Here is a 25,238-nt window from a genome sequence, read left to right as displayed (position 1 = left end):
ATGGAAACAAACAACGACTTCGAAAGATACCAGCGCGCCAAAAAACAAGTCGAACAAATCAAAGGGTTTTACGGACATTTGACTTCTTATATCTTGGTAATGGCGGTTTTAATCTTTATCAATTTAAAATACACACCACAATATCTTTGGTTTTTTTGGTCGATGATGGGTTGGGGAATAGGTTTGTTATTTCACGCTATGAAAGTATTCAATTGGTTTCCGTTCTTCAACCAAGAATGGGAAGAAAAAAAGATTAAAGAATACATGGAAGAAGAAAATAAAAGAAATAAATTTGAATAATAATGGAAAATCTAGACGAAATCAAATACCAAGAAGCGGTAAAAAGAGTAAAGAAAATCAAAGGTTTCTATACGCATGCTGCTGTTTATGTGGTGATTAACATCATATTGCTGATTGTAAATGTTCAGAATTCCTCCGAAGGTATTTTTCGTTGGGAAAATGTAACTACGCCTTTATTCTGGGGAATTGGTTTGGTCGCACACGGATTTTCAGTGTTTATGCCAACCATGATTTTCGGCAAAGATTGGGAAGCCAAGAAGATTAAGGAATTGATGGAAAAGGAGAAGAAGAATAAATGGGAGTAAAATAGGTACTAAGACACTAAGGTCCTGAGGTACTAAGAAGAAACCTCTGAACCTCAGAATCTTAGATCCTCAGAACCTAAAAAAAAATATGAATATCATCATCATCTAAGACATTTGAAATTAAAAGGAGAATGTCCGGTGGACATTCGGAATCAATATGACCTCAATTAGCCAAAAGAAAATGAATATTATCATTATTGAAGATGAGAAACCGGCCGCAAGATTACTCCAACGCAAAGTGGAAAAATTGGGTTTGCAAGTCAATACCATGTTACATTCTGTGGAAGAATCTATCCATTGGTTCAATTCGAATATGCATCCCGATTTGATTTTTTTGGATATCCAATTGTCAGACGGTTTGTCGTTTGAAATTTTCGAAAACATAGACATCAAAAGTGCGGTGATTTTTACGACAGCTTATGACGAATATGCTTTGCGTGCGTTCAAATTGAACAGTATTGATTATTTATTAAAACCGATAGACGAAGACGATTTAGAAACCGCCATTAACAAATTCAAGTCCCGAAATATAGCGGCGCCCAATTTGTCTTTAGACTTTGAAATGATTAAAAAAATGTTGGTTAACCCCATTGACAGGGTTTACAAAAAACGTTTCACTATCAAAATGGGACAACAACTAAAAATGATTAATATTGAGGAAGTCGAATGTTTTTACAGCGAAAATAAAGGCACTTATTTGCATACAATAGATAACCGTGATTATTTGCTCGACAACACTTTGGAACAACTCGAAACTGAACTCGATCCAAAAGATTTTTACCGTGTTTCTCGCAAATTCATTATCCCGATGAAAGGCATTAAAGAGATTCAATTGCACAGCAATTCAAGACTAAAAGTCATTTTGCCCACTTACAAAGACGATGAGATTATCGTGGCGCGAGAAAGGGTGAATGATTTTAAGGAATGGTTGGGATAAGTTGTATTTTTATTCCGTTTTCACGAATTCAACTCGCCTGTTTTTTTCTCGTCCTTCTTCGGTATCATTAGAGGTAATGGGTTGGGTGCTCCCAAATCCTTTGCAGGAAAATCGATTGGTTTCAATGCCTTTTGAAATAAGATAGTTTAAAACTGCTTTGGCACGCTGTTCCGAAAGTACTTGATTTTTAGCTTCCTTGCCTGCGTTATCGGTATGGCCTCTTATTTCTATTTTTATTGATTTATTAGTTTGTAATTGTTGGACTAATTTATCTAACGGTGTATAAGACTGCTCTAATAAAACCGATTTATTGGTTTGGAACAATACGTTTTCTAAAATCACAACCTCTTCATATCTATTGGCTCCCGGCAATCCATAAACACTTCCCAAGTCAAAACCCGGTGAGGCACCTTTATTATCTTTACCAACAATTTTAATGTATTTTACCTGTTTCTCATAAGTGATTTTGGCCAAATCAAATTCATTAACACTCCCATTGCCGGCTACTCCTAAAAATGTGTACTCCGCATTATCGGAACTTACAAGCACATCAGCATATTCTCCAGCACCGCCAACCTCTTCAATAAAAATATCATTTTGATTGGGAGCATCAATGATATAGTTATTTGTAAATCCTACTATTACATAACTACCTTGTGGTAAACTTATAAAACAATTATTTTTATAGAAAAGAGAATCTAAAGAGACTACGATTTGCCTTGATGGAACTTTTGAACCTCCGTAAAAGGCATCCTTTGTTTTGGTTTTGCTGTTGTAGGAATCAATTATTACATCGGGATATTGGCTTTGGTTTTGAGAAGATAAAATGAAAGGATGTAAGAAGAGAAGAATTAGAAATGACTTAATCATGTTGACTTCGTGTTTAGATATTTAAAGTAAACGAAAGGTTTTAATTATTATTGTCCATTGTTAAGAATAGTTTGTCTAAAAAATGACTCATACATCATGAGTTTCAAAACATTTAATATCTTAATCATAAGCAAAAGCATTCTCTATAGTCTACTAAAAGTCATCCGAAGCATTATTCTGTCTCTCCGAAGCCGGTTTCTAACATTTAGTAAGCCTTTCTTAGTTGTCCGAAGCTCATTATTGCCAGTCCGAAATTCGATCCAATCTCTACGAAGTACTTTCTCAGGAGTCCGAAGCCCATTTTTGTGAGTCCGAAGCTCGTTTTTAAGAGTCCGAAGCTCGTTTGAAGGCTGCGAAGGGTTGGAAATGCTCAATAGTTGGTTTTTGATATAGTTAAGCTTGTTGTAAAGTTTTGTTAACAGCTTTCCATATAAACGGCTAACTCATTAACTTCGTTACCCTTAATTGTTTACGATGAAATTACTTTACACTTTATCCATCTTTTTTACGCTGACATTTGTCAATAGTTCATCGGCACAAATAACGGTTTATGAAAAGTTTGATGCTTTTGAAAAGGCTATTATTAAAGAAAACGATACTGTTTATGTGATTAATTTTTGGGCGACTTGGTGCGCACCGTGTATCAAAGAGTTGCCTTATTTTGAAAAGCTGCATACGGATAACAAGAAGATTAAAGTTATTTTGGTCAGTCTCGATAGCCAAAAAGACTTAGAAAAAAAGCTCATTCCGTTTGTGGAAAGAAAAAAGATAACTGCTGAGGTTTTATTGTTAAGCGACAAAGATTACAATTCTTGGCTGTCTAAAATCGACAAAGATTGGTCGGGTGCTATTCCGGCGACATTAATTATACAAGGTAAAAAGAGGATATTCGCTGAGCGCGAATTTGAAAATTTTACCGAACTCGATGACTACGTTAACTCATTTATCAATCTAAATTAATTCAACATGAAATTTTTACCCTTACTTATTGTTTTCTTTAGCACTTTTTTTGCCGGAGATAATGCGGTTTCCGAAGGTTATCAACCCGGAGACAAAGCAACTGATTTTAAACTGAAATCCGTTGACGGAAAAATGTACAGCATGGCCGATTACAAAGACGCCAAAGGTTTTATTGTTGTATTTACTTGTAATACTTGTCCGTTTGCGGTTAAGTACGAAGACAGAATCAACGCGATAGCAAAGAAATATAAAAAACAAGGTTATGTGCTTTTAGCTATCAATCCAAATGATCCGGCTGTTCAACCTGCAGACACTTATGATTTAATGCAAGACAAAGCCAAAGAAAAGGGTTTTGTATTTCCATATTTGGTTGATGAAGGACAAAAGATTTACCCTCAATATGGCGCTACAAAAACACCTCATGTTTTTTTATTAGACAAAAACTTGGTGGTAAAATACATTGGCGCTATCGATGACAATTCAGATGATGCTTCTGCTGTAAAAGAAAAATACTTGGAAAATGCCATCGCGGCGTTGGATAAAGGAAGTGATCCTTCTCCTGCACAGACCAAAGCAATTGGTTGTTCAATAAAAGCTAAGAAAAAAGTATAAGAAAAAAGTCCCGAATCAATCGGGACTTTTTTTTGGAAATAACTCATTGATGCAGCTTTTCCGGATGTAATTAAAGCATAACTTAATTTAGTCAAATAATGCTTTAATTTCTTTTTCTGTTTTTCCTATCTTTTCCTGTAATCTTCCCCACATTTCTTGTTCTTTGCCTTCGTCATAAAGCAAATCATCATCGGTTAAGTCTGCGTATTTTTGCTTAAGTTTTCCTTTAAGCTGTTCCCAATTTCCTTCAATCTCTTTTGAATTTGGCATGATTTATAGTTTTAAAATTATATACTATAAATTTCGGCATTTGCAAGTAAAGAGATGTTATGGAATTATAAGTCAAGATTGTATAATTCACATAATGTATTTTTTCCGAATGCCAATCAAAGCAAAGATTAGTAAGGTGTAGACAATAAAAAACGGTGCAATTAATTCGATCCAACCCATAGGCAACATTACTGCTATAATCAGCAATTGAAAACCTAATCCGTATAAAGAAAGTAAACTCATAAACCAATTAGGAAAGGTTTTTACTTTATAAGCTTCCGGATCTAAAGCGTGAATTATTTTGTCAAACTTTCCATAAACGATTTGATAAATTTTGAACAAAATATTGACCGTTTTCTGCGTTTCTCCCGGTAAAGCTTTGGGTGTTTTGTATTCAAATATTTTACTGGTACTATCGCTACCAACAGATTTATTTCTTAAAATCACATAATAGTAATTATACAAAGTACCTTGTAATTGAAGACCGATAAAAGCCAAGATTGTAAACCAAATGGTAGTTTCAGAAACATAGCAAATCGCCATTAAAAACATAAAGTTTAAGACAATATCAAACACACTGTCCAAATATCTTCCTGAATAAGAAGGAGTGTTTTTTAATCTGGCCAATTCTCCATCTGCTGCATCAATACCCGATTTTAGAAGGATGAAAAAGCCAGCGAGGAAATAATGATGTTCCAAAATGCAATAAAAGGCAATCAGTCCGGAAAGACCAAAAAGTAAAGTAACATGTATAGGTGTAAAGCGGGAATCTTTTAATTGATTAGCGAAAAATCTCCCGAAAGATCTTCCATAATCAGACAAATCTAAAAATTTATCTTGAGCGGCAAGTTTAGACATTTAAGTTAGTAAACAAGAATTACGACAATATAGTCTGGGCAAGCGTATTATTTTGATAGGCGATGTAAGGTGTAAGTCATTGCCGTCAATAAAAAGAAAGCTACCACTTGATGCATCAATCCTAGCCAAAGCGGAACGGCGTATAGCAAAGTGAAAACTCCTAAAGCAAATTGGATAAAAACCAATAAAACCAGTGCATTCAATCCGTTTTGTTGTTGGGCTGAGAGTGCATATTTTTTGCTTTTGAGATATAAGAATAAAATCAAGCCAACCACTATATAAGCCATAGTTCTGTGTACGAATTGCACGCCACTTTTGCCTTCAGTTAAACGTAGTAACCAACTGTCTTTCTCCAAAGCAATACTGTCATGGAAAAACTGGCCATCACTCATCAGTGGCCAATGGTTGTGAACTAATCCGGCGTTTAATCCGGCAACGAAACCACCATAAATGATTTGAGCGATTAAGAAAAACATTGTTATTCTGGCTAACTTTTTCAAATCAACCAAAACAAATTTCTTATCAGGATAAATTAAATCCAAAGCTACCCAAAGTGTATAAGCAAAAGTAACAAAAGCAAACGTTAAGTGTAAAGCCAAGCGAAAATGACTCACATCAGGATTGTCTACCAAACCGCTTTTTACCATAAACCAACCAAAGAAACCTTGTAAAGCGCCCATTCCGAGTAGGATAAAGCATTTCTTCAAAGTAGCGCTGTCGATTCTTTTTTTGATTAAAAAATATACAAACGGAATGATAAAAACTAAGCCGATTATTCGACCGATAAAACGATGAAACCATTCCCAGAAGTAAATGAATTTGTAATCATCCAACTGAAAATCATTATGAATATTGATTTTTTGATATTCCGGAAATTGTTTATAAGCGTCAAAAGCTTCTTGCCATTTTTGGTCACTCATCGGTGGAAAAGTATCGGTTACCAAATGCCAATCGGTCATCGATAAACCCGAGTTCGTCAAACGGGTAATTCCGCCAACCACGACCATAATAAACACTAAAACACAACCGGAAAGTAGCCAATAAATGACTGATTTGTCTTTTTTCATATTTTGAGTAGCTGAGTTATTGAGTGGCTCAGTAACTGAGTTGCAAATTTATATTGCTTTTGTCTTTTTCGACTAAAAACAAATTATAATAATTTATTAATTTTTTTGAGAAAATGGTCTGACTTAGCCACTTAGTAACTTAGCTACTCAGTAACTTTCTTCAACCCCATTTTTTCCGCTTTCGCCAAAACAAAATCATATGCGGCTTGATATTCATTCGGAATTTCTCCTTCCAGAATAGCTTCTTTTACCGCTTCTTTTAATACACCAATTTCTCTTGAAGGTTGTAAGTTGAACAGAACCATGATTTCTTCACCACTAATGGGCGGTTGAAATTGACGCACATGATCGCGTTCTTCGACTTCAATAATTTTTCGACGAACGATATCGAAATTGTTGTGGTATTTTTTGAATTTCGTTGGATTCTTAGTTGTGATATCCGCTTCGCAAAGTGTCATCAAATTGTCCACATCTTCTCCGGCATCAAACACCAAACGACGTACAGCCGAATCGGTTACTATATCTTCTGATAATACAATTGGTCGCGAACTCATCATCACCATTTTTTGGACAAATTTCATCTTTTGGTTCAATGGCATGTGCAATCTTTCAAAGATTTTTTTGACCATTTTTCCGCCTAAAAATTCGTGTCCGTGAAATGTCCAGCCTTGTTTTTTGTTGAAACGTTTGGTTGGTGCTTTGCCAATGTCGTGTAACAAAGCTGCCCAACGCAACCAAACATCATCGGTATTCGGGCAAATATTGTCAACGACTTCCAAAGTATGATAGAAGTTATTTTTGTGCGTATGGCCTTCGATTTCTTCTACGTTGTTGAGCGCGGTCAATTCGGGTAAAATGATTTCGAGTAAGCCGGTTTTGTATAAATGTAAAAAACCAATCGACGGTTTGGGTGTTTCCAGAATTTTGTTCAATTCGTCCACAATTCTTTCACCGGAAATGATTTTGATTCGGTCTTTATTATCGGTTATCGCTTGCAAAGATTTTTCTTCAATCGTAAAGTTTAATTGCGTCGCAAAACGAATGGCACGCATCATTCGCAACGGATCATCGGAATACGTAATATCCGGATTTAAAGGCGTTTTGATGAGTTTGTTTTCCAAATCAGTTAAACCATTAAATGGATCAACTAATTCACCATAATTATTTAGATTCAAAGAAAAAGCCAAGGCGTTGATGGTAAAATCACGACGGTTTTGATCGTCTTCTAAAGTGCCGTTTTCCACCAAAGGATTTCGACTGTCATGCGTGTAACTTTCTTTTCTGGCGCCAACAAATTCGATATCAATTTCTTTGTAACGCAACATCGCTGTGCCGTAGTTTTTGAAAACTTGAACTTTAGGTTTGTTCGGTAATAATTGAGAAACTTTCATAGCCAAATCAATTCCGGAACCAACGGCAACCACATCAATGTCTTTTTTGAAATCGCGTTGTAGTAAAAAATCACGGACAAAGCCACCAATCACATAACTTTCAAGGTTAAGTTCTTGACTTGCTTGTGCTATAATTTTAAATATCGGATTGTCTAATGCTTTGGTATAATTCATTTATTCTATTTCGGTTTTGTCATTTCGACGAAGGAGAAATCACATAATAAAAATCACTGGATGAGATTTCTCCTTCGTCGAAATGACAAAATAGGCTTATTTCTTATTTTCGAATAATCGTCACCTGACTATCACTAGTTAACTTAATAATCGTCGATGGTTTATCGCAGATTTTTTCGTGGTGCAAATTTACTACATAGTCTACACCATTTATAATTTCGGGACTAATTTCTTTAAAAGATTTTGGTGTAAACATTCCGGAAATATTAGCCGAAGTGGAAACCAATGGTTTTTTCATGCGTTCCATCAATTTGAAGCAAAATGGTTCTTTAACGATTCGCACGCCAAGGGTTTTGTCTTCAGCGACGATATTTGGTGCTACATTTCGCGGATTATCAAGAATTAAGGTCGTTGGTTTTTCGGATAAATCCAAAATTTGCCAAGCGACTTCCGGAATGTCTTTAAAAACGTTGTACATCATTTTTTCGCCATTCATCAACACAATCATACTTTTGGTTTCTTCGCGTTGTTTTAAAGCGTAGATTTTTTTTATGGCTTCCACATTTGTAGCATCGCAACCAATTCCCCAAACAGTATCGGTTGGATAAAGGATGATGCCACCATTTTGGATGACTTCAAAGGCTTTGTGTACTTCTTCGTTGAGATTCATTTAACGGTTTTTTATATTGAAAATCTTGATGGATTCTATCATTCTGTCGATGCCCATTTTACGCCATTTAGGAACGCCTTTTTCAGCTATCATTTTCTCTACGGCTTCAATCATTCTAAGGGATGATTTGCCATCGTGATACGGATTGTAAGCGGCAATTACTTTGGCTCTTTGGTCTTTGAAATTATCAATGGTCAAATTTTCCTTGACTTTTTCTTTTAAATTAGTGTACTCTTTGGCATCGTCCCAAAGAATATTTTCTGCTTTTGATTTGTAGGTCAATACCGGTTTGTCTAACAAAATAAACTCATAAACCACCGAAGAAGTATCGCTAATCAGTAAGTCGCCAATGTAAATCAGCTTGCTGATATTTGGGTCTTTTGACATCACGATGTTGTCGTGTTTTGAAGCCAAATCTTCGTAGTCAGTCATGACTTCGGGTTTGGTCAAATCGTGAAATTTCACCACAATCAGATAGTCTTTATTTGTGGCTAATTTTTCAAACTCTTCAATCAAAAATGGCGCGCAATTCATGCTGACATTGTGGGTAGGAGCAAAGACTAATAACTTTTTGGCGTTGTGTTTTTGAAGCAATTCAGTTTTCTCAGCTAAATAACTTGTTTTGTTTTTTTCGTAGACATCGAGTTTGCACCAACCGGTTTCTATGACTTCAAAGTTTTTGTGTTTGGCTTTGATTTCGTTGAATCTTTCGGTGAAATACGGACCTTGAGTTAGATAAACATCAAAATAACCACGTACTTTAAAATGTGACGCTTTTTCTCCGGCCAAACCGTGAAAAACCTGTGCTTTATATCCGCGAATGTAAAACGGTGCATAATTTCCGGGTATGAAAAGACAGTCGCTTTTGAACTTTCTCAAGTCCGACATACTGCTAATATGCGGTTCGTTTTTGAAAGGAAACTTAGGTGCTAAAGCTTTGGTCGTGAACCAAACATAGTCGTATTGCTTTGCTTTCAACACATCGGCTATCGGTTCTAAAATTCCAAAAGCATACGCATGTTCACAAAATAGCACTGTTCTCATTACTTTTTCAATAATTGATTAGCATTCGCCAAATCTTCTTTGAAATCCACTTCGATACAATCGTATTTAGAAATGTCAATCGGTTTGATTTTCAAGTTGTCCAATTGGATGGCCAATTCTAAACCTCTTTCGAAGTAATCATTGTCATCAACTTCTTCCAAACGGGTTACGAAATGCTGCAAATCATTGGAACCAATAAAATTAATACCAACCGCTTCGCCCAAACCGTTTTTTACCACTTTAGACAATTCGTCGATATAGCCATCGGTTAAGGTATATTTTACTTCTTCGTCGGAAACTCGGGAAGTATTTACCGCTACGAAAGAATTATTTGCTTTGATATCCGGCATCAATTCGGATAGCAATTTGGCATCAAAAACCACATCGCCATTGAACCAAAGTACCGGTTCGTTTTTGAATTTTTTCAGGACTTTTAGCAAACTTTTAGACGTATTGGTACAATCAAACAACGGATTATACACATAAGCCACTTCGTCAAATCGCTCCATAATCAGTTCTTTTTTAAAACCAACCACGATGAAAATGTCATTGATGTCGAAGTATTGTGTGATATTTTCGATTTGTTTTTCCATGATACTTTTACCGTCATCAAGTGTCGTTAAAGGTTTCGGGAATGGATTTCCAAGTCTAGAGCCTATTCCGGCAGCGAGAATTACAATTTTCATATTGCTATTTGATTTTATAAAGTCCTAATTTCTTTTTAACGAGTTTTAAATAAAAGCCAAAATTAACATAAAGTTGGTTCTTAAAACTTAAATACAACCATTTTGATTGTGGAATTATTTTGGATGCAATTTCGGCATTCTTTTCGGGTGAAAGGATAAAATCCTGACTCACTTTGGCCCAACTCACATTACCATAACCGTCAAATTCATTGACTTTGTTTTTCTCATGAATGTTCGACATCCAAAGTCTTTGATCTGAAAGGTGAATGATGTTTTTTTCTTTTTTCCACATATTGTGGTCGTAAAACCAAACGGTTTTGGCATTGGCGCTTTTCTCTATCAAACTCATAAACGGATTGAACAAATGCTCTTTTTTGCCAATCATCAAAGGCGATAAATTCAAAGTATAGCCTAAAGTCACATCGATGGCCAAATGTTCTTGTTGGTCAAATTTCGACTGAATGACATCAATAAAGTTCTTGTTGATGCTATCGTCATTATCGATTCTGGAGGTGATTAAATATTCGGTTTTGACGTTAGTCGATATATAATTTCTAATCGTTTCGACCAACATCGGCATACCATCGATATAATAGGCTTCAATAAAGGAATGCGGTTGGATTAATTGGGCAATGAGGTTTTTATGTTTTTCGGAAGTATCAGTGTCGAAATAAAGCAACCACTTGAAATTTTTATTTGTCTGCGAAGCTACTGATGGTAAGCAAAAATTCGCAAACAACTCAATTCTTTCATCCATCCATTGATCATTCAGAAGCAATTCGTTGTTCTTAGTGAACTTCCAGTTGGGGTTTTTTAAATTGAATCTGGTAATGAGGTAATGCTCAAAAATCATATTTTTTTTCCAAAAATAATCAATTTGTTTGAGTCTAAAAGCCAATTGGTTACTTTTACCAAGAAAATTGCTTTAAAAAATATCCCAAAAAATAAATGGTGGTTGCCCAAAAAAGTGTAATTTCCATTTTTATATTTAGATGAAATTATCAGTTATTATTACGACTTACAACTCGGAAGAATGGTTGCGCAAAGTACTTTTGGGCTTTACCGTTCAAACCGAAAAAGACTTCGAAGTAGTAATTGCTGATGATGGTTCGACTTCTAAAACGGCTGACATTATTGCGTCTTTTCAAGGTCAATTTCAATACCCAATTGTACACGTTTGGCACGAAGATAAAGGCTTTAGAAAGTCTAGGATTTTAAATAAAGCGATACTCAAATCCAACTCCAATTATTTGCTTTTTACTGATGGCGATTGTATTCCACGCCAGGATTATGTAGCGGTTCATGTCAAGCAAAAACAGGAAGGTTATTTTCTTTCCGGCGGATATTTTAAGTTGCCGATGAGCATTTCTAAAGCGATTTCGGATGAAGATATTGTAAGCCAAAAATGTTTTAAAATTTCTTGGCTGCTCCAACAAGGTTTGAAAGCCAATTTTAAAGTTTCCAAACTTACACACAATAGATTTATTGCCGCGTTTATGAATTGGTTGACACCAACAAAACGCTCTTGGAACGGACACAATTCTTCGGGTTTTAAGCAAGACATATTAGATGTCAACGGTTTCAACGAAGAAATGGATTATGGCGGCATGGATAGGGAATTGGGCGAACGCATGTTCAACAACGGAATGTTGTCAAAACAGATTCGCTACAGTGCTATTTGTCTGCATTTAGACCACGCTAGAGGTTATGCCAATGAAGAAAAAATCAGGCACAATATGGAAATCCGACGTTATAACAAAAAACACCACGTAATCCGAATCGAGAATGGGATTGATAAATTGAAAATATAATTACCTTTGCAATATAATTTCCAACTATGAAAATATCAGTTATCGTTAGTACTTACAATGCCGAAGAATGGTTAGAAAAAGTATTGATTGGCTACAGCGTTCAGACTTACAAAGATTTTGAATTGATTATTGCCGACGATGGATCAAGACCTTCAACCAAGGAATTGATTGATAGTTATGCTAAAAATTATCCGGTTCCGGTGCGTCATTTGTGGCACGAGGATTTAGGATATCGCCGTCAGGAAATCTTGAACGTAGCGATAATGGAAGCTTCGCATGAGTACATTTTGATGACCGATGGCGATTGTATTCCGAGAAAAGATTTTGTTGAAATTCACGCAAAATATGCCAAAAAAGGAACGTTTCTTTCCGGTGGATATTGTAAATTATCAATGAAATTGAGTTCGGAAATTTCTAAAGACGATATACTTTCCGGAAGATGTTTTAACTTGAAATGGCTTAAAAGCATTGATAAGTTGAACCTTTCTAATAAATTAAAAATCGGTGCCACTGATTTATCAGCCAATATTTTAGATTTCTTTTCGCCAACCAATGCTTCATTTAACAACTGCAATTCCTCGGGATTCAGAGAAGACATGATTGCGATTAACGGTTATGATGAGCGAATGAAATACGGTGGTCCGGATAGAGAATTTGGTGAGCGTTTGGAAAATAATGGCATCAAAGGAAAACAAATTCGCCATAAAGCCATAGTTTTACATTTAGATCATCCAAGAGGTTACAAAACGCCCGAATCTTTGGCAGCCAACTTGGCAATTCGAAAAGAAGTAAAAGACCAAAAAATAGTTTGGACACCTTTTGGCATTAAAAAGGATAAAGCATAGTTCATGAGGATATTAGTCACCGGAGCAGCAGGTTTTATTGCGTCACATCTTTGTGAAAAACTACATGATTTAGGTCATGAAGTGGTTGGTTTGGATAATTTTAATGATTATTACAGTCCGGCACTAAAACGTTTAAACGCATCCGATTTGAAAGCTAAAGGAATTCAAGTTTTCGAAATTGATTTGAATGACAATCTGCAGCCGGTTTTTTCAATACCTTATGATTATATCTATCATTTAGCAGCACAACCCGGAATTTCTGCTGAAACGCCTTTGAGTGATTATGTGACCAATAATATTTTTGCCACTCAAAATTTACTCGAAGCCGTTTTACAATACAATCCGAATCTAAAATCCTTTATCAATATTGCAACGTCTTCCGTGTACGGATTGGTGGCGAATGTGGATGAAAACGTCCCGGCAAAACCGATTTCCTTTTATGGAAGTACGAAGTTGGCAGCGGAACAATTGGTGTTGGGATTGCAGCGTTTGGGAAAATTAAATGCTTGTTCCATTCGATTGTATTCTGTTTACGGACCAAGAGAGCGTCCGGAAAAATTGTATACCAAACTGATTGAAAACCTATATACCGACAAGCCTTTTCCACTTTTTGAAGGCAGCGTGAAGCATGAAAGAAGTTTTACTTTTGTGGGCGATATTGTTGATGGTTTATCCGCTATCATTGGCAAAGAAGCTATTGTCAACGGCGAAATCATCAATTTAGGAACAGACGAAGTACACACGACACAAGAAGGTATCAATTTGGTTGAAGAAATCATGAATAAAACCTTAATTATCGACCACAAGCCAGCGCGTAAAGGCGATCAGGAAAGAACTTCTGCGGTGATTGATAAAGCCCGAAAACTATTGGGTTACGAACCTAAAGTCACCTTCAAAAAAGGTTTAGAACAACAAGTACAATGGTATTTGGATAAGTTTACTTCGTAATTCGAAGGACAAACTGTTTCAACTTTTCTGCAAACAATTCCGGTTTTAATTTTTCATACCATTCAAAGGCTAATGCTTTGTAGTTTTTGGCGTGCTTTTGATACAATTCCGGCTCATAATCACTCAAGTGAACGATGTCGTAGAAACCGGTTTCTTCTTTGATATTCCATGAAGTTCGGTTAATCCAAGGTGCGTAAATCGTAAAGGTTGGAATATTTAAAGCTTTCGCCATATTGGTTGCGCCGCCTTCGTTTCCTATTAAGGCATCGCATTGTGATTGAAGTGCGATAAAATCTCTTAAGCTTTTAGCATAAAAATCTAAGTTGATTTTAGCTTGCGTTGTAGGCAAACATAAATCATAAATCGTTTTTACTTCTTCGAACTGATTCGGCATATAATTGAACAGCATTTGAACGTCTTTGGTATTCGCAATGATGTCCAAGGTTTCCGCCATGTATTTTGGAGGCAAACTTTTATTCTTTCCGCTACCTAAAATACCAATCATAAAAATCGGTTTGGAAGTGTCGCAGTTTTCTTGGATAGAAGCTTTGGCTTTTTCAATTTCCTCAGGTCGCAAGTGAATCTGCGGATAAATCATTTCGACTTCTTTGTCCAAAGCGGTTTTCGAAAGCAGTAAACGATAAGCATTGGCCGTCGCATTGCAATCGGCATCAGGAACTACGGTTTTAGTGTAGAAAAAAGTAGTGTACCATTTGTAATGCCCGACAATCATTTTAGCACCCGAAAAATACGCTGGCAAAATGCTATCCCATTTGCAATAAGCATCGATGACAATATCGTAATGGTCTTTTTTTAATTCCTTTCCGAATTGGTATAGATTTTTGAAACCTTTGTGTTCTTCGGGTTCAAAGAAAATTACCTTGTCAATAAATGGATTGTTATCGACTACGGCAAAAGTATTTTTCTGAATCAGATAATGTACTTCGGCTTCGGGACGATTTCTTTTGATGGTTTCACAAATGACAGTACTGGCCAAAACATCGCCAATCATTTTGATTTGAATTACCAGTACTTTCATCTGTCTGTATTAAAGATTAAACTGCAACATCGTATTCTCTCAAAGCATTGTTCAGAGACGTTTTCAAATCGGTTGAAGGTTTACGGGTTCCAATGATTAAAGCACAAGGTACTTGGTAATCGCCTGCAGCGAAAGATTTGGTATAACTTCCCGGAATCACTACCGATCGTGCCGGAACAAATCCTTTGTATTCTATTGGTTCGCTTCCGGTTACGTCGATGATTTTGGTGGATGCGGTTAGACAAACATTGGCACCAAGCACCGCTTCTTTCCCAACGTGAACGCCTTCCACAACAATACATCTTGAACCTATAAAAGCACCATCTTCAATGATAACCGGAGCGGCTTGCAATGGTTCTAAAACGCCACCGATTCCAACACCGCCGGAAAGGTGAACGTCTTTCCCGATTTGGGCACAACTACCAACAGTTGCCCAAGTATCTACCATCGTTCCTTCATCAACATAAGCCCCAATATTTACATAACTTGGCATCAAGATTACACCTTTTGAAATATAAGCACCATAACGGGCCGTTGCCGGTGGTACTACGCGGATTCCTTTTTCGGCATAATCAGTTTTTAATAACATTTTGTCGTGGTATTCAAAAATTCCGGCTTCCCAAGTTTCCATTTTTTGGATTGGAAAATACATCACTACAGCTTTTTTTACCCATTCGTTTACTTGCCAAGAACTTGTACTGAGCGAAGACGAAGTATCGGCTGTTGGTTCCGCAACACGCAAAGTTCCGGCGTCAAGTAATGCAATAACTTCTCTGATGGCTGTAGTAGTCGTTTCTTCTTGTAATAAAGCGCGGTTGTCCCAAGCTTTTTCAATGATATTTTGTAGTGTTGTCATGTTTTTATTTATTTTACTTTGTACAGTTTGTCTCGTCTTCAGAACGAGACTCGAATGAGCAAAGATAGTTTCAATTTTAGAAAGTAACAAAGCATTTATTTCTTTGGCTACTGTATCAAAAAAATGTTAAATTCCTACTAGTAGTTGGTAGAATAAGTAAGTTTGTCTCGACCAATTTAACATGATGAATCTGTAAGCTTATGAAAGCAAGACTTTTACTTTTTACCTTATTGTTAAGCTTTTTTATAAGCTGTAAAAAACAGACAACAGATAGCAACATTGCTACAAAAGATTCTATAGCCAAAGTAGATTCTTTGGATAATGTAGAAGCACATAATGCCAAAAATTCATTGGATTACATCGGAACCTATAAAGGAATTTTGCCTTGTGCTGACTGTGAAGGTTTGGAAACGATTATTTGTATCAATGAAAACAATACTTATAATATCAAAACCAAATACCAAGGAAAAGGAGATAAGATATTTGAACAAAAAGGGAATTTCTCTTGGAACCAAGCCGGCAATACACTTATTTTAGAGAATGTTGAAAATGGTCCCAATCAATATTTTGTAGGTGAAAATACTTTGACTCAATTGGATCTGTCGGGTAAAAAAATCAGTGGCGATTTGGCACCTGCCTACATTTTAGCCAAACAGCCAGACAATAACACAGCTATTGAAACAACCCAAGAAAATAAATCAACCGTAGATTTGAATAATAGAATAGAATCACAAACCGTGATCAAGAAAGTAAATCCTGCTATAGGCAAAGCTACTTTAGCAGAAACCAAATGGAAACTAATCACCTTAAACGGAAAAGTGGTGGACCAAAAAGGGAAGAAGGACTACTTTCTTAAGTTGAATTCTAAAGACGGAAGATTTTCAGCTTATGCCGGTTGTAATACAATGATGGGAAGTTATGTGATGCCGTCAGCTTTTGGTTTGTCTTTTTCTAATGTTGCTATGACCAGAATGGCTTGTCCGAATATGGATTTAGAAAATCGTTTTTCAAAAGTGCTCGAAGAAACAGACCGATACACCATTAAAGACAATATTCTAAAGTTGTACAAAGGGAAAGCGACAATTTTGGCTACCTTTGAGCCCACAAAATAACAAAAGAATGCCAAGAATTCTAGCCATCGATTATGGAATGAAACGCACAGGAATAGCGGTGACCGACGAGTTGCAAATTATTGCGTCGGGTTTGACTACGATTCCTTCTGAAACGGCAATTGTGTTTCTAAAAGATTATTTTTCCAAAGAAAATGTGGCTAAAGTCTTGATTGGCGAACCCAAACAAATGAACGGGCAGCCTTCGGAAAGTACTCCAATGATTGAAAAGTTTGTAACTAATTTTACTTCGGCTTTCCCAGAAATGAAAATAGAAAGAGTAGACGAGCGATTTACTTCCAAAATGGCATTCCAAACCATGATTGACAGTGGCTTGTCAAAGAAACAAAGACAAAATAAAGGTTTGGTGGATGAAATCGCCGCAACGATTTTGCTTCAGGATTATTTGACAAGAAAAATGATTTAAATTCCTTATTTTTGCAAAAAAAAATTCAGAAATGATTATTCCTATTTACGGATATGGCGAACCAGTTTTAAGAAAAGTCGGCGAAGAAATCACGCCCGATTATCCAAATCTTAAAGAAATTATCGCCAATATGTATGATACCATGTACAATGCATATGGTGTTGGTTTGGCTGCGCCACAGGTTGGTATGGCCATTCGATTATTTGTAATTGATACCGAACCATTTAGCGACAGCGATGATTTATCTAAAGAAGAACAAGTGCAGTTAAAAAACTTCAAACAAACTTTTATCAATGCTAAAATGTTGAAAGAAGAAGGCGAAGAATGGGGTTTTAACGAAGGTTGTTTGAGTATTCCTGATGTTCGCGAAGATGTTTACCGCAACGAAAGAATCACGATTGAATATTGTGATGAAAATTTCAACAAAAAAACAGAAGTCTTTGACGGATTGATCGCTCGTGTGATCCAACACGAATACGACCACATTGAAGGTGTATTGTTTACGGATAAAATTTCGACTTTGAAAAAAACATTGATTAAGAAGAAATTGCAAAATATCATGGATGGCAAAGCTTTTCCTGATTACCGAATGAAATTTGCCAACAAAAAAGGAAGATAGTTTCTTCAAATTCCAAAAAAAGAAAAACCAAACGGCATTATTAAATTTAACTTAAAATGGATTTTGCTTTTTGAACTTTGGGATTTTTATTATTTATATTTGTGCCCTAATTAAAATTATACAATGAACGTAGAGAAAATATTAGCTATTGCCGGAAAACCGGGTTTATTCGAATTGAAATTGCAAACTCGTTCCGGGTTTTTAGCAGAATCGTTATTAGACGGAAAGAAAATCACTGTTGGAATGAGAAGTAATGTAAGTTTGCTTTCTGAAATTTCGATGTATACTTATAGCGAAGAAAAACCTTTAGCTGATATCATGAGAGCGATTGCCATCAAAGAAAATGAAGGTCCGGCAATTTCTCACAAAGAAGACAACAATAAACTAATTGCCTATTTCAAAGAAATTCTTCCTGATTATGATGAAGAAAGAGTTTACGCTTCGGATATTAAAAAAGTATTGAACTGGTATAATATTCTTCAAGGAAAAGGTTTGGTTTCTAAAGAAGAACCAAAAGTTGAGAACGCTGAAGCTATTAAAGAAGAAGTAGTGGAAGAAGTAACTCGAGGCAAAGCCGAATTGAGCGAAGCTAAAGTTAAAAAAGCACCCAAAAAAGCAACTAAGAAAGAAGAATAGTTAATTACTTCTTTATAAATACAAATCCTATTGTTGAATTTCAATGATAGGATTTTTTATTTTTACAGTATAGGCAATAGGCAAAAAATCCTTAAACAACAACCTGAAATAAAAGCAAAATGAGCACTCGTCAACAACAACTGGAAGCTTTCGGTCGATTATTGGATATTATGGATGATTTGCGGGAAAAGTGCCCGTGGGACAAAAAGCAAACGCTCGAAAGTTTGCGTCATCTAACCATTGAAGAAACCTATGAATTGGGCGATGCCATTTTGGATAATGATTTGCAAGAAATCAAAAAAGAGTTGGGCGACTTGTTGTTGCACATTGTTTTTTATGCTAAAATCGGAAGCGAAACCAACGATTTCGATATAGCCGATGTAGCGAACAGCATTTGTGACAAATTAATCGATAGACATCCGCATATTTATGGCGATGTGATTGTGGCCGATGAAGAAGAAGTGAAACAAAACTGGGAAAAACTCAAACTCAAAGAAGGCAAAAAATCCGTACTTGAAGGTGTTCCGAAAAGTTTACCGGCCTTAGTAAAAGCAAGCCGAATTCAAGATAAAGTCAAAGGCGTTGGTTTCGATTGGGAAGAGCCACATCAGGTTTGGGATAAAGTTCAAGAAGAGTTAAATGAACTTCAGGTTGAAGTAAAAGCCGGCAATCAAGACAAAATGGAAGCCGAATTTGGTGACGTTTTATTTTCAATGATCAATTACGCCAGATTCCTAAAAGTCAATCCCGAAGACGCTTTGGAACGTACGAATAAAAAATTCATGAAGCGATTCATGTACCTCGAAAGCAAAGCAGGTGAATTAGGAAAACCTCTAATGGATATGACTTTGGCAGAAATGGATATTTTTTGGGAAGAGGCGAAGAAGTTGTAAAACGTTTTTTTTGACTTATCCCTTATCCCTTTTCCCTTTCATCTATTTCACTATATTTGACTCGAGACGCAGCCGACAGTTTGGAGCGCAGCGAAAAAATAAATTAACCAACCAAACAAAACCAACTTTATGTCTGAACAAAAACACGAATTAAAACGTTCCCTTGGGCTAATTGACGCCACCAGTATAGTTGCCGGTTCCATGATAGGTTCCGGTATTTTTGTAGTAACCGTTTACATGGCGCGCGATTTAGGTTCGGCCGCTTGGATATTGGTTACGTGGTTAATCACCGGTTTGTTAACGATGTCAGCCGCTTTAAGCTATGGCGAATTAGCAGGAATGATGCCAACCGCTGGCGGTCAATTTGTTTATATCCAAAGAGCTTACGGAAGACTGGCTTCTTTTCTTTATGGCTGGACAGTTTTTACAGTAATTCAAACCGGAGTTATTGCTGCAGTGGCTGTGACTTTTGCCAATTATACTGCGGTTTTCTTTCCGATTTTACAGGACGAAATCTTCCGAATAGGTGATTCTTTTGTGTTTAAAAACAGTCAAGTTCTAGCAATGTTAAGTGTTGTTTTATTAACTTATATCAACACTAAAGGCGTTAAAAACGGAAAGGTAATTCAGTTGGTTTTTACTTCTGCCAAATTAATTGCACTCTTCGCCTTAATAGGTTTTGGGTTGTACATAGGTTTTAGTACCGATACTTTTTCCAACAATTTTAATAACACTTGGGAAGCCAGCAAAACGGTTTTTGATGAAACCACAAAGACTGTTACTGTTACCAAATTGACCGGAATTGCCATTGTTGGAGCTATTGGTGCAACGATTATCAACTCTTTATTTTCAAGTGATGCTTGGAATAATGTAACGTTTATTGCCGGTGAAATTAAAGACCCAAAGAAAAACATACCAAGGAGTTTGTTTCTAGGAACTTTGATTGTAACCATCATTTATATTTTGGCCAATATTGCCTATTTGGCTTTATTGCCTTTAACCGGAAATCCTGACGGCTCAGTGGTTGAAAACGGAATCATGTTTGCTGCGCAAGATAGAGTAGGTGCGGCGGCTGCCAATATGATTATGGGGAATATTGGTGTTTTTGTCATGGCCGCTTTGATTATGGTTTCGACTTTTGGCTGTAACAGCGGTTTGGTTTTATCAGGTGGCAGATTGTTTTATGCTATGGCGAAAGACAATTTGTTCTTTAAAAAAGCAGGCGAATTGAATAAACACGATGTGCCGGAAAGAGCGCTTTGGTTCCAATGTCTTTGGGCTTGTATTCTTTGTATATCCGGAAGATATGGCGACTTATTGACGTATGCGACTTTTGCCTCGTTGCTGTTTTACATCTTAACCATTTATGGTATTTTCATTTTGAGAAAGAAAGAACCTAACGCCGAAAGGCCATACAAAGCTTTTGGTTATCCAATCATTCCGGCTCTGTATATTATTATAACAGCAGCGATTTGTGTTGCTTTATTGATTTATGATACCGTAAATACCGGATTAGGTTTGGTCATAGTGGCTTTAGGAATACCGGTCTATTATTTGTTTATGAATAAAAAAGTATAAAAAAAGAGTCCCGAATTTCGGGACTCTTTTTTATAATAACAATTGAAAATTATTTGGCTGGAGCAGCTTCTAACATTTCAATTTCAAAAATAATGTTAGAGTTAGGCGGAATAACATTTCCTGCACCTCTTTCTCCATAACCTAATTTTGATGGAATAAAGGCTATAATTTTATCGCCGAAATTCATCATGTTTAAGGCTTCTATAAAACCGGGGATTAAACCCTCTTTTTTACCATATTGAAAAGGAAAAGGTTGGTAACCATTTTGTTTGGCTCTGTTTTCGTCGAATTTGCCAAATTCTTTGTTAACATTTTCATAGCTACTGTCAAATAAAGATCCATCTTCTAAATAACCGGCATAGTGAATAAATACATTGGTTCCCTCAGCTGGTTTTTTTCCGGTTGCATTTGGGATGATTTTATACTTTAACCCTGAAGTTGTTTCAGTCGCAGTCGCTTTTACATCATTTAAATATTTGGCTTTTGCGGCTAAAACAGATCCGTATTTGGCTTTGTATTCAGCTTTTCTTTGTTCTTCTGCTTCTTGTTGTTTTCTTTTATTTTCTGCTGCAAGAGCTTTTTCTTTTGCTTCATCACCGGCTTTGTTAGCCATATAATCAGCGAAAATTTTTGTTGCATCAAATTTTTTGGCCTCAGCACCTTTTCGTGTAATGGTTACTTTCTTAATCATGTCATCTTGCTTGATGGCGTTTACTACATCCTGACCTTGGATAACATAACCGAATACGGTGTGCTTACCGTCTAACCAAGGAGTTTCTTTGTGCGTGATAAAGAATTGGGAGCCATTGGTTTTTGGTCCGGAATTGGCCATAGACAATACACCAGGACGGTTGTGTTTTAAGTCAGCAACGATTTCGTCTTTAAAAGCATAACCAGGTCCGCCTGATCCGTTTCCTGCAGGATCTCCACCTTGGATCATAAAATCGTTTATTACTCTATGGAATTTCAATCCGTCGTAAAAAGGTTTACCCTTATACTTTTCATCTGCGATAAAAGTATTGGTTCCTTCTACCAATGAAATGAAATTGGCTACAGTAATAGGTGTTTTTTGAAATTCTAATTGCAAAAGAATTTTTCCTTTATCTGTTTCGATTTCAGCAAAAATGCCGTCTGTAGCATTGTTTGTTGCAGGCTTTTTTGCCTGAACTACCGGTGTTGCTTTAGTAGCTACCGGTTTTTTTTTGGTTTGTGCAAAACCACTTGTCAATCCAATAACAAGTAAGCAAAGAATACTGAATTTTATTTTCATGTTTAAATTTATTTTGTTGGTATTTATTTTTCTAAAAGTTCTATTTCAAAAATGATATTGGCATTGGGAGGAATTACTTTTCCGGCTCCTTGTTCTCCATATCCTAAACTAGGCGGAATGAAAAGTACTGCTTTTTCACCCACTTTTAATTTTTCTATTCCTTCAACAAATCCCGGAATTAATTGATTTTGACCACCTATGATAAACTGTATTTTTGAATACCCATTTTCTAAAGCTCTTTGCTCATCATACTTTCCGAATTGTTTAGCAACATCTGTATCGCTGGTGTCAAAAAGCGTTCCATCTTCTAAGAAACCGGAGTAATTGATTGTTACAGTCGTTCCTGGTTTTGGGCTTTCTGACGAAGAAGTTTGTACGATTTTATATTCCAAGCCTGAAGGCGATTTTGTAGCTGACTTTTTTAACTCTTTAAAGTAGGTTGCTTTTTGGTCTTTTGTAGATTCTTGTTTTTTGAAAAAATCAGAGAATACTTTTACTGCGTCAAACTTCTTTACATCTTCTCCTTTTCGGATAATGTTCACCTCAATCATTTCGTCGTTTATAGCAATTGAGTTTACAACATCCATGCCTTCAACGATGTGACCGAATATGCTGTAATTACCGTCGAGATCAGGCTTTGGTTTTTGGGTGATGTAGAATTGACAGCCATTGGTGTCAGGACCGGAATTAGCCATGGCCAAAATACCTGCTTTGTCATGTTTTAAATCACTGATTTCATTTTTAAAGATATAACCCGGATCGCCTGAGCCATTTCCGTAAGGATCGCCGCCTTGAATTACAAATCCTTTTTCAACACGGTGAAAAACAGTTCCGTTGTAAAATGGTTTCCCTTTTAAATCTTCCATTACGTATGGATTATTTCCTTCTGCTAAAGTCACAAAGTTGGCGACAGTAATAGGTGCTTTTTTATAGTCTAGTGCTAAAATAATGGTTCCCTTTTGGGTGATAATTTCGGCATATAAACCGTCTTTCAAATTTTTGTATTCGTTTTTACAAGCGCTTACCATTAAAGAGAAAGCCAATACAAAAAGACAAATTGATTTGTTCATTTGGATGTAATTAATTTTCGGTTTTTAATTTAGTTTCTGGTTTAAAATCGTGCAAAGTTACGGTGCAAATCAAAGGTTCGTTGGAACCAATTCGTTTGTTGTCGCCATGATAGCCATAAGCCATATGTGATGGGAAAAGGAAAGTAACTTTTTCATTTTTACGCATTAACTTGATGCCGTGGCGTAATCCCATCATGATATTTTGTTTGTCAACGACATAAGTTTGTGGTCTTAATTCTACTTCAGAATAAACGACATTGCCTTTTAAATCTTTGATTTCGTAGTCAAAATTGGCTACATCTCCTTTTTTGGGATGAAGTGTATCGGTTTCATTTTTGGTTTCATAATGGTACCAATAGCCTTTTTTGGAAGCGAAGTATTTTATCTTCGGATTGCTTTTGATGATTGAATCAATTTTGGCTTCTTCTCCGGCAATCATTTTCTTATTGCGCTCGATGGATTCTTTCATAAAAGTACCTGATGAACGTGAAATCGGCATACGAGCTTGTTGTTGTTTACAACTGATCACTGCTGCAAAAACTATTAGTAAAACGGCAATTTGGGTTATCTTTTTCATATACTAAATAGTTATTTTCGAAATTAAATTTTCAAATTTTTTGATGGTTTCTTTCATACTCTCGTATGATTTTCCGCCGGCTGCATTAATGTGTCCACCACCATTGAAATTGTCTCTGGCAAACTGATTCACATCAAAATCACCTTGCGAACGGAACGATATTTTGATAATATTCTCATCTCGGTGTTCAATAAAAATAGCCGCAAAATGTATGCCTCTAATGGTCAAACCATAATTCACTACGCCTTCCGTATCGCCTTTTTCATAATGAAATTCGTCCAGCTCCTTTTGCGAAAGCGTTATGTAAGACGTTTTAAACTTCGGGAACACTTTCATGTTTTGCAATGCTCTTCCCAATAATTGCAAACGATTGTACGAATTATTGTCAAAAAGTTGGTTGTGAATTTCACTATTGTCAATCCCTAAATCAATCAAATCTGCAACAATTCTGTGCGTTGTTCCGGTGGTTGACGGAAAGCGAAACGAACCCGAATCAGTCGTAATTCCGGTGTAAATACAACTTGCAATCGTCTTGTCGATTAAATCTTTATGACCTAAAAAAGTAATAAAGTTATAAATCATTTCACAAGTCGAACCAAAAATTGTTTCCGAATAGGTGTAAGTCGCGTAGCTATCCGGCTTTTGATGGTGGTCAATCATAACCATTGGAACGCTCACTTTATTCAGCACTTGTTCCATTTCGCCTGTTCTGTGTAAGGCGTTGAAATCTAAGGTGAAAACTATTTCAGCTTCTTGAATAATTTTGGCACAATTCAACTTGTCATTTTCATAAATCAACACCGTTTCTGAACCTGGTAACCAAGCCAAGAAATTCGGAAAATCATTGGGTGCAATCACCACTGGTTGATGATTCAACTTCAACAAAAAATGATACAAAGCCAAGGTCGAACCCATGGCATCGCCATCAGGACTTCGATGTGGAATTATCGCAATTTTTTTCGGCGTAGCCAATAATTGTTGGATGGCAAAAATGTCTTCTTTTTTCATAGACGGCGAAGTTACATTTTTTTCAGGAAATGTAAATTATTTGGATACAAAAAGTCCGAACCAAACGGCAAAAAGACCGAGCAAAATGCTCAAACCGATATAGGCAAAAGCCAGCAGAGAATTGTTATTTTGGAACAAATTATAATTTTCCATGCCAAAAGTAGAAAAAGTCGTATAACCACCACAAAATCCGGTGACTAAGAACCATTTGAGATTGCTGTCGGTCAGCTGGTTTTTTGCTAAAATACCGATGAACAATCCAATTAAGAAGCAACCTATAACATTCGCTAAAAAGGTCGCTAACGGAAAGTGATTCGACCAAAATTTGGATAACAAAACCGTGGTTAAAAATCGTAAAACACTTCCAATAGCGCCACCTAAAGCTATGTATAAAATGGTTTTAAGCAT

General features: G+C 36.2%; 30 protein-coding genes. 14 read left to right on the top strand and 16 right to left on the bottom strand.

The window, feature by feature from the left end; all coding sequences use genetic code 11:
• The 3 genes from B3C16_RS16125 to B3C16_RS16115 all read left to right on the top strand — a co-directional run bounded on the left by B3C16_RS16125 (position 1) and on the right by B3C16_RS16115 (position 1,542).
• Positions 1-300 carry a 2TM domain-containing protein gene (locus B3C16_RS16125; RefSeq protein ID WP_233549762.1) on the top strand — a complete coding sequence of 100 codons (300 nt, stop codon included), beginning with the start codon at positions 1-3 and terminating at the stop codon, positions 298-300.
• A 2-nt stretch (positions 301-302) separates the two neighbouring features.
• Complete coding sequence (locus B3C16_RS16120) at positions 303-605, top strand: 2TM domain-containing protein (protein WP_121313065.1); 303 nt, start codon at positions 303-305, stop codon at positions 603-605.
• Positions 606-786: 181 nt separating this feature from the next.
• Positions 787-1,542 (top strand): LytR/AlgR family response regulator transcription factor, encoded by a 756-nt coding sequence (locus B3C16_RS16115; RefSeq protein ID WP_291133332.1) that lies wholly within the window; start codon positions 787-789, stop codon positions 1,540-1,542.
• Positions 1,543-1,551: 9 nt separating this feature from the next.
• Here the strand turns inward: B3C16_RS16115 and B3C16_RS16110 are convergent, their stop codons facing one another.
• Positions 1,552-2,412: an OmpA family protein gene (locus B3C16_RS16110; protein WP_291133330.1), complete on the bottom strand. Its 861-nt coding sequence runs from the start codon at positions 2,410-2,412 to the stop codon at positions 1,552-1,554.
• A 474-nt stretch (positions 2,413-2,886) separates the two neighbouring features.
• Between B3C16_RS16110 and B3C16_RS16105 the strand changes: the two genes are divergently transcribed.
• Positions 2,887-3,372 (top strand): TlpA family protein disulfide reductase, encoded by a 486-nt coding sequence (locus B3C16_RS16105; protein ID WP_291133328.1) that lies wholly within the window; start codon positions 2,887-2,889, stop codon positions 3,370-3,372.
• A gap of 6 nt (positions 3,373-3,378) precedes the next feature.
• On the top strand, positions 3,379-3,984 hold the full coding sequence (locus tag B3C16_RS16100) for a thioredoxin family protein (RefSeq protein ID WP_291133326.1): 606 nt from the start codon (positions 3,379-3,381) through the stop codon (positions 3,982-3,984).
• 87 nt (positions 3,985-4,071) lie between these two features.
• Here the strand turns inward: B3C16_RS16100 and B3C16_RS16095 are convergent, their stop codons facing one another.
• The 8 genes from B3C16_RS16095 to B3C16_RS16060 form a co-directional block, all read right to left on the bottom strand.
• On the bottom strand, positions 4,072-4,254 hold the full coding sequence (locus B3C16_RS16095; RefSeq protein ID WP_121313070.1) for a CsbD family protein: 183 nt from the start codon (positions 4,252-4,254) through the stop codon (positions 4,072-4,074).
• 87 nt (positions 4,255-4,341) lie between these two features.
• Positions 4,342-5,112 (bottom strand): CDP-alcohol phosphatidyltransferase family protein, encoded by a 771-nt coding sequence (locus tag B3C16_RS16090; protein WP_291133324.1) that lies wholly within the window; start codon positions 5,110-5,112, stop codon positions 4,342-4,344.
• A 47-nt stretch (positions 5,113-5,159) separates the two neighbouring features.
• On the bottom strand, positions 5,160-6,179 hold the full coding sequence (locus B3C16_RS16085; RefSeq protein WP_291133322.1) for a COX15/CtaA family protein: 1,020 nt from the start codon (positions 6,177-6,179) through the stop codon (positions 5,160-5,162).
• 143 nt (positions 6,180-6,322) lie between these two features.
• Positions 6,323-7,744 (bottom strand): CCA tRNA nucleotidyltransferase, encoded by a 1,422-nt coding sequence (locus B3C16_RS16080; protein WP_121313073.1) that lies wholly within the window; start codon positions 7,742-7,744, stop codon positions 6,323-6,325.
• A 103-nt stretch (positions 7,745-7,847) separates the two neighbouring features.
• Positions 7,848-8,414 (bottom strand): L-threonylcarbamoyladenylate synthase, encoded by a 567-nt coding sequence (locus B3C16_RS16075; RefSeq protein ID WP_291133319.1) that lies wholly within the window; start codon positions 8,412-8,414, stop codon positions 7,848-7,850.
• Complete coding sequence (locus B3C16_RS16070) at positions 8,415-9,458, bottom strand: CDP-glycerol glycerophosphotransferase family protein (protein ID WP_291133317.1); 1,044 nt, start codon at positions 9,456-9,458, stop codon at positions 8,415-8,417. It lies immediately after the preceding gene.
• Entirely contained in the window at positions 9,458-10,144 is a 687-nt protein-coding gene (locus B3C16_RS16065) for an NTP transferase domain-containing protein (protein WP_187660615.1), read from the bottom strand. Before B3C16_RS16065 ends, B3C16_RS16070 begins: the two co-directional genes overlap by 1 nt.
• Before the next feature lie 4 nt (positions 10,145-10,148).
• Positions 10,149-10,997: a glycosyltransferase gene (locus B3C16_RS16060; protein WP_121313077.1), complete on the bottom strand. Its 849-nt coding sequence runs from the start codon at positions 10,995-10,997 to the stop codon at positions 10,149-10,151.
• 139 nt (positions 10,998-11,136) lie between these two features.
• Between B3C16_RS16060 and B3C16_RS16055 the strand changes: the two genes are divergently transcribed.
• Genes B3C16_RS16055 through B3C16_RS16045 form a run of 3 tightly spaced genes read left to right on the top strand, consistent with a single transcriptional unit; the run spans position 11,137 to position 13,748 of the window.
• Positions 11,137-11,955, top strand: a complete 819-nt coding sequence (locus B3C16_RS16055; RefSeq protein WP_291133314.1) for a glycosyltransferase family 2 protein — start codon at positions 11,137-11,139, stop codon at positions 11,953-11,955.
• Positions 11,956-11,981: 26 nt separating this feature from the next.
• The gene (locus B3C16_RS16050; protein ID WP_121313079.1) at positions 11,982-12,800 is read left to right on the top strand and encodes a glycosyltransferase family 2 protein; all 819 of its coding nucleotides are present in this window, start codon (positions 11,982-11,984) and stop codon (positions 12,798-12,800) included.
• Between the two features lie 3 nt (positions 12,801-12,803).
• Entirely contained in the window at positions 12,804-13,748 is a 945-nt protein-coding gene (locus B3C16_RS16045) for an NAD-dependent epimerase/dehydratase family protein (protein WP_291133312.1), read from the top strand.
• On the opposite strand, the gene B3C16_RS16040 is transcribed toward B3C16_RS16045, so the two are convergent.
• Positions 13,738-14,787, bottom strand: coding sequence for a glycosyltransferase family 9 protein (locus tag B3C16_RS16040; RefSeq protein ID WP_291133310.1), 1,050 nt, complete (start codon positions 14,785-14,787; stop codon positions 13,738-13,740). The two genes, B3C16_RS16045 and B3C16_RS16040, sit on opposite strands and share 11 nt — an antisense overlap.
• A gap of 16 nt (positions 14,788-14,803) precedes the next feature.
• The gene (locus tag B3C16_RS16035) at positions 14,804-15,643 is read right to left on the bottom strand and encodes a 2,3,4,5-tetrahydropyridine-2,6-dicarboxylate N-succinyltransferase (protein ID WP_291133308.1); all 840 of its coding nucleotides are present in this window, start codon (positions 15,641-15,643) and stop codon (positions 14,804-14,806) included.
• Positions 15,644-15,843: 200 nt separating this feature from the next.
• Between B3C16_RS16035 and B3C16_RS16030 the strand changes: the two genes are divergently transcribed.
• From B3C16_RS16030 to B3C16_RS16005, 6 genes are all read left to right on the top strand, one after another.
• Entirely contained in the window at positions 15,844-16,755 is a 912-nt protein-coding gene (locus B3C16_RS16030; RefSeq protein ID WP_291133306.1) for a copper resistance protein NlpE N-terminal domain-containing protein, read from the top strand.
• Positions 16,756-16,762: 7 nt separating this feature from the next.
• Positions 16,763-17,179 carry a Holliday junction resolvase RuvX gene (gene ruvX / locus B3C16_RS16025; RefSeq protein ID WP_121313084.1) on the top strand — a complete coding sequence of 139 codons (417 nt, stop codon included), beginning with the start codon at positions 16,763-16,765 and terminating at the stop codon, positions 17,177-17,179.
• Positions 17,180-17,210: 31 nt separating this feature from the next.
• A complete protein-coding gene (gene def, locus B3C16_RS16020; protein ID WP_121313085.1) occupies positions 17,211-17,798 on the top strand; it encodes a peptide deformylase in 588 nt (195 codons plus the stop codon).
• A 123-nt stretch (positions 17,799-17,921) separates the two neighbouring features.
• A complete protein-coding gene (locus tag B3C16_RS16015; RefSeq protein ID WP_291133303.1) occupies positions 17,922-18,434 on the top strand; it encodes a DUF5606 domain-containing protein in 513 nt (170 codons plus the stop codon).
• Between the two features lie 119 nt (positions 18,435-18,553).
• Entirely contained in the window at positions 18,554-19,327 is a 774-nt protein-coding gene (mazG, locus tag B3C16_RS16010; RefSeq protein ID WP_291133301.1) for a nucleoside triphosphate pyrophosphohydrolase, read from the top strand.
• Between the two features lie 129 nt (positions 19,328-19,456).
• Positions 19,457-20,905 carry an APC family permease gene (locus tag B3C16_RS16005; protein WP_291133299.1) on the top strand — a complete coding sequence of 483 codons (1,449 nt, stop codon included), beginning with the start codon at positions 19,457-19,459 and terminating at the stop codon, positions 20,903-20,905.
• A gap of 49 nt (positions 20,906-20,954) precedes the next feature.
• Here the strand turns inward: B3C16_RS16005 and B3C16_RS16000 are convergent, their stop codons facing one another.
• Genes B3C16_RS16000 through crcB form a run of 5 tightly spaced genes read right to left on the bottom strand, consistent with a single transcriptional unit; the run spans position 20,955 to position 25,238 of the window.
• Positions 20,955-22,175, bottom strand: coding sequence for a peptidylprolyl isomerase (locus B3C16_RS16000; protein WP_291133297.1), 1,221 nt, complete (start codon positions 22,173-22,175; stop codon positions 20,955-20,957).
• A 23-nt stretch (positions 22,176-22,198) separates the two neighbouring features.
• Positions 22,199-23,245: a peptidylprolyl isomerase gene (locus B3C16_RS15995; RefSeq protein ID WP_121313090.1), complete on the bottom strand. Its 1,047-nt coding sequence runs from the start codon at positions 23,243-23,245 to the stop codon at positions 22,199-22,201.
• Positions 23,246-23,255: 10 nt separating this feature from the next.
• Positions 23,256-23,822, bottom strand: a complete 567-nt coding sequence (gene gldI, locus B3C16_RS15990) for a gliding motility-associated peptidyl-prolyl isomerase GldI (protein WP_121313091.1) — start codon at positions 23,820-23,822, stop codon at positions 23,256-23,258.
• A gap of 3 nt (positions 23,823-23,825) precedes the next feature.
• On the bottom strand, positions 23,826-24,830 hold the full coding sequence (locus tag B3C16_RS15985; protein WP_291133294.1) for a DHH family phosphoesterase: 1,005 nt from the start codon (positions 24,828-24,830) through the stop codon (positions 23,826-23,828).
• Positions 24,831-24,866: 36 nt separating this feature from the next.
• Positions 24,867-25,238, bottom strand: coding sequence for a fluoride efflux transporter CrcB (gene crcB, locus B3C16_RS15980; protein ID WP_291133292.1), 372 nt, complete (start codon positions 25,236-25,238; stop codon positions 24,867-24,869).

Source organism: Flavobacterium sp. UBA7682 (assembly GCF_002482945.1).
In the GTDB taxonomy this organism is placed as follows: domain Bacteria; phylum Bacteroidota; class Bacteroidia; order Flavobacteriales; family Flavobacteriaceae; genus Flavobacterium.
Note: the sequence above shows the minus strand (reverse complement) of the source record. Positions and strands in the feature narration are given on the sequence as shown.

Bases quoted from the DNA above. Each gene is read 5' to 3' on its own strand.
- B3C16_RS16125 (WP_233549762.1), top strand. From the start codon at position 1: ATGGAAACAAACAACGACTTCGAAAGATACCAGCGCGCCAAAAAACAA.
- B3C16_RS16120 (WP_121313065.1), top strand. From the start codon at position 303: ATGGAAAATCTAGACGAAATCAAATACCAAGAAGCGGTAAAAAGAGTA.
- B3C16_RS16115 (WP_291133332.1), top strand. From the start codon at position 787: ATGAATATTATCATTATTGAAGATGAGAAACCGGCCGCAAGATTACTC.
- B3C16_RS16110 (WP_291133330.1), bottom strand. From the start codon at position 2,412: ATGATTAAGTCATTTCTAATTCTTCTCTTCTTACATCCTTTCATTTTA.
- B3C16_RS16105 (WP_291133328.1), top strand. From the start codon at position 2,887: ATGAAATTACTTTACACTTTATCCATCTTTTTTACGCTGACATTTGTC.
- B3C16_RS16100 (WP_291133326.1), top strand. From the start codon at position 3,379: ATGAAATTTTTACCCTTACTTATTGTTTTCTTTAGCACTTTTTTTGCC.
- B3C16_RS16095 (WP_121313070.1), bottom strand. From the start codon at position 4,254: ATGCCAAATTCAAAAGAGATTGAAGGAAATTGGGAACAGCTTAAAGGA.
- B3C16_RS16090 (WP_291133324.1), bottom strand. From the start codon at position 5,112: ATGTCTAAACTTGCCGCTCAAGATAAATTTTTAGATTTGTCTGATTAT.
- B3C16_RS16085 (WP_291133322.1), bottom strand. From the start codon at position 6,179: ATGAAAAAAGACAAATCAGTCATTTATTGGCTACTTTCCGGTTGTGTT.
- B3C16_RS16080 (WP_121313073.1), bottom strand. From the start codon at position 7,744: ATGAATTATACCAAAGCATTAGACAATCCGATATTTAAAATTATAGCA.
- B3C16_RS16075 (WP_291133319.1), bottom strand. From the start codon at position 8,414: ATGAATCTCAACGAAGAAGTACACAAAGCCTTTGAAGTCATCCAAAAT.
- B3C16_RS16070 (WP_291133317.1), bottom strand. From the start codon at position 9,458: ATGAGAACAGTGCTATTTTGTGAACATGCGTATGCTTTTGGAATTTTA.
- B3C16_RS16065 (WP_187660615.1), bottom strand. From the start codon at position 10,144: ATGAAAATTGTAATTCTCGCTGCCGGAATAGGCTCTAGACTTGGAAAT.
- B3C16_RS16060 (WP_121313077.1), bottom strand. From the start codon at position 10,997: ATGATTTTTGAGCATTACCTCATTACCAGATTCAATTTAAAAAACCCC.
- B3C16_RS16055 (WP_291133314.1), top strand. From the start codon at position 11,137: ATGAAATTATCAGTTATTATTACGACTTACAACTCGGAAGAATGGTTG.
- B3C16_RS16050 (WP_121313079.1), top strand. From the start codon at position 11,982: ATGAAAATATCAGTTATCGTTAGTACTTACAATGCCGAAGAATGGTTA.
- B3C16_RS16045 (WP_291133312.1), top strand. From the start codon at position 12,804: ATGAGGATATTAGTCACCGGAGCAGCAGGTTTTATTGCGTCACATCTT.
- B3C16_RS16040 (WP_291133310.1), bottom strand. From the start codon at position 14,787: ATGAAAGTACTGGTAATTCAAATCAAAATGATTGGCGATGTTTTGGCC.
- B3C16_RS16035 (WP_291133308.1), bottom strand. From the start codon at position 15,643: ATGACAACACTACAAAATATCATTGAAAAAGCTTGGGACAACCGCGCT.
- B3C16_RS16030 (WP_291133306.1), top strand. From the start codon at position 15,844: ATGAAAGCAAGACTTTTACTTTTTACCTTATTGTTAAGCTTTTTTATA.
- ruvX (WP_121313084.1), top strand. From the start codon at position 16,763: ATGCCAAGAATTCTAGCCATCGATTATGGAATGAAACGCACAGGAATA.
- def (WP_121313085.1), top strand. From the start codon at position 17,211: ATGATTATTCCTATTTACGGATATGGCGAACCAGTTTTAAGAAAAGTC.
- B3C16_RS16015 (WP_291133303.1), top strand. From the start codon at position 17,922: ATGAACGTAGAGAAAATATTAGCTATTGCCGGAAAACCGGGTTTATTC.
- mazG (WP_291133301.1), top strand. From the start codon at position 18,554: ATGAGCACTCGTCAACAACAACTGGAAGCTTTCGGTCGATTATTGGAT.
- B3C16_RS16005 (WP_291133299.1), top strand. From the start codon at position 19,457: ATGTCTGAACAAAAACACGAATTAAAACGTTCCCTTGGGCTAATTGAC.
- B3C16_RS16000 (WP_291133297.1), bottom strand. From the start codon at position 22,175: ATGAAAATAAAATTCAGTATTCTTTGCTTACTTGTTATTGGATTGACA.
- B3C16_RS15995 (WP_121313090.1), bottom strand. From the start codon at position 23,245: ATGAACAAATCAATTTGTCTTTTTGTATTGGCTTTCTCTTTAATGGTA.
- gldI (WP_121313091.1), bottom strand. From the start codon at position 23,822: ATGAAAAAGATAACCCAAATTGCCGTTTTACTAATAGTTTTTGCAGCA.
- B3C16_RS15985 (WP_291133294.1), bottom strand. From the start codon at position 24,830: ATGAAAAAAGAAGACATTTTTGCCATCCAACAATTATTGGCTACGCCG.
- crcB (WP_291133292.1), bottom strand. From the start codon at position 25,238: ATGCTTAAAACCATTTTATACATAGCTTTAGGTGGCGCTATTGGAAGT.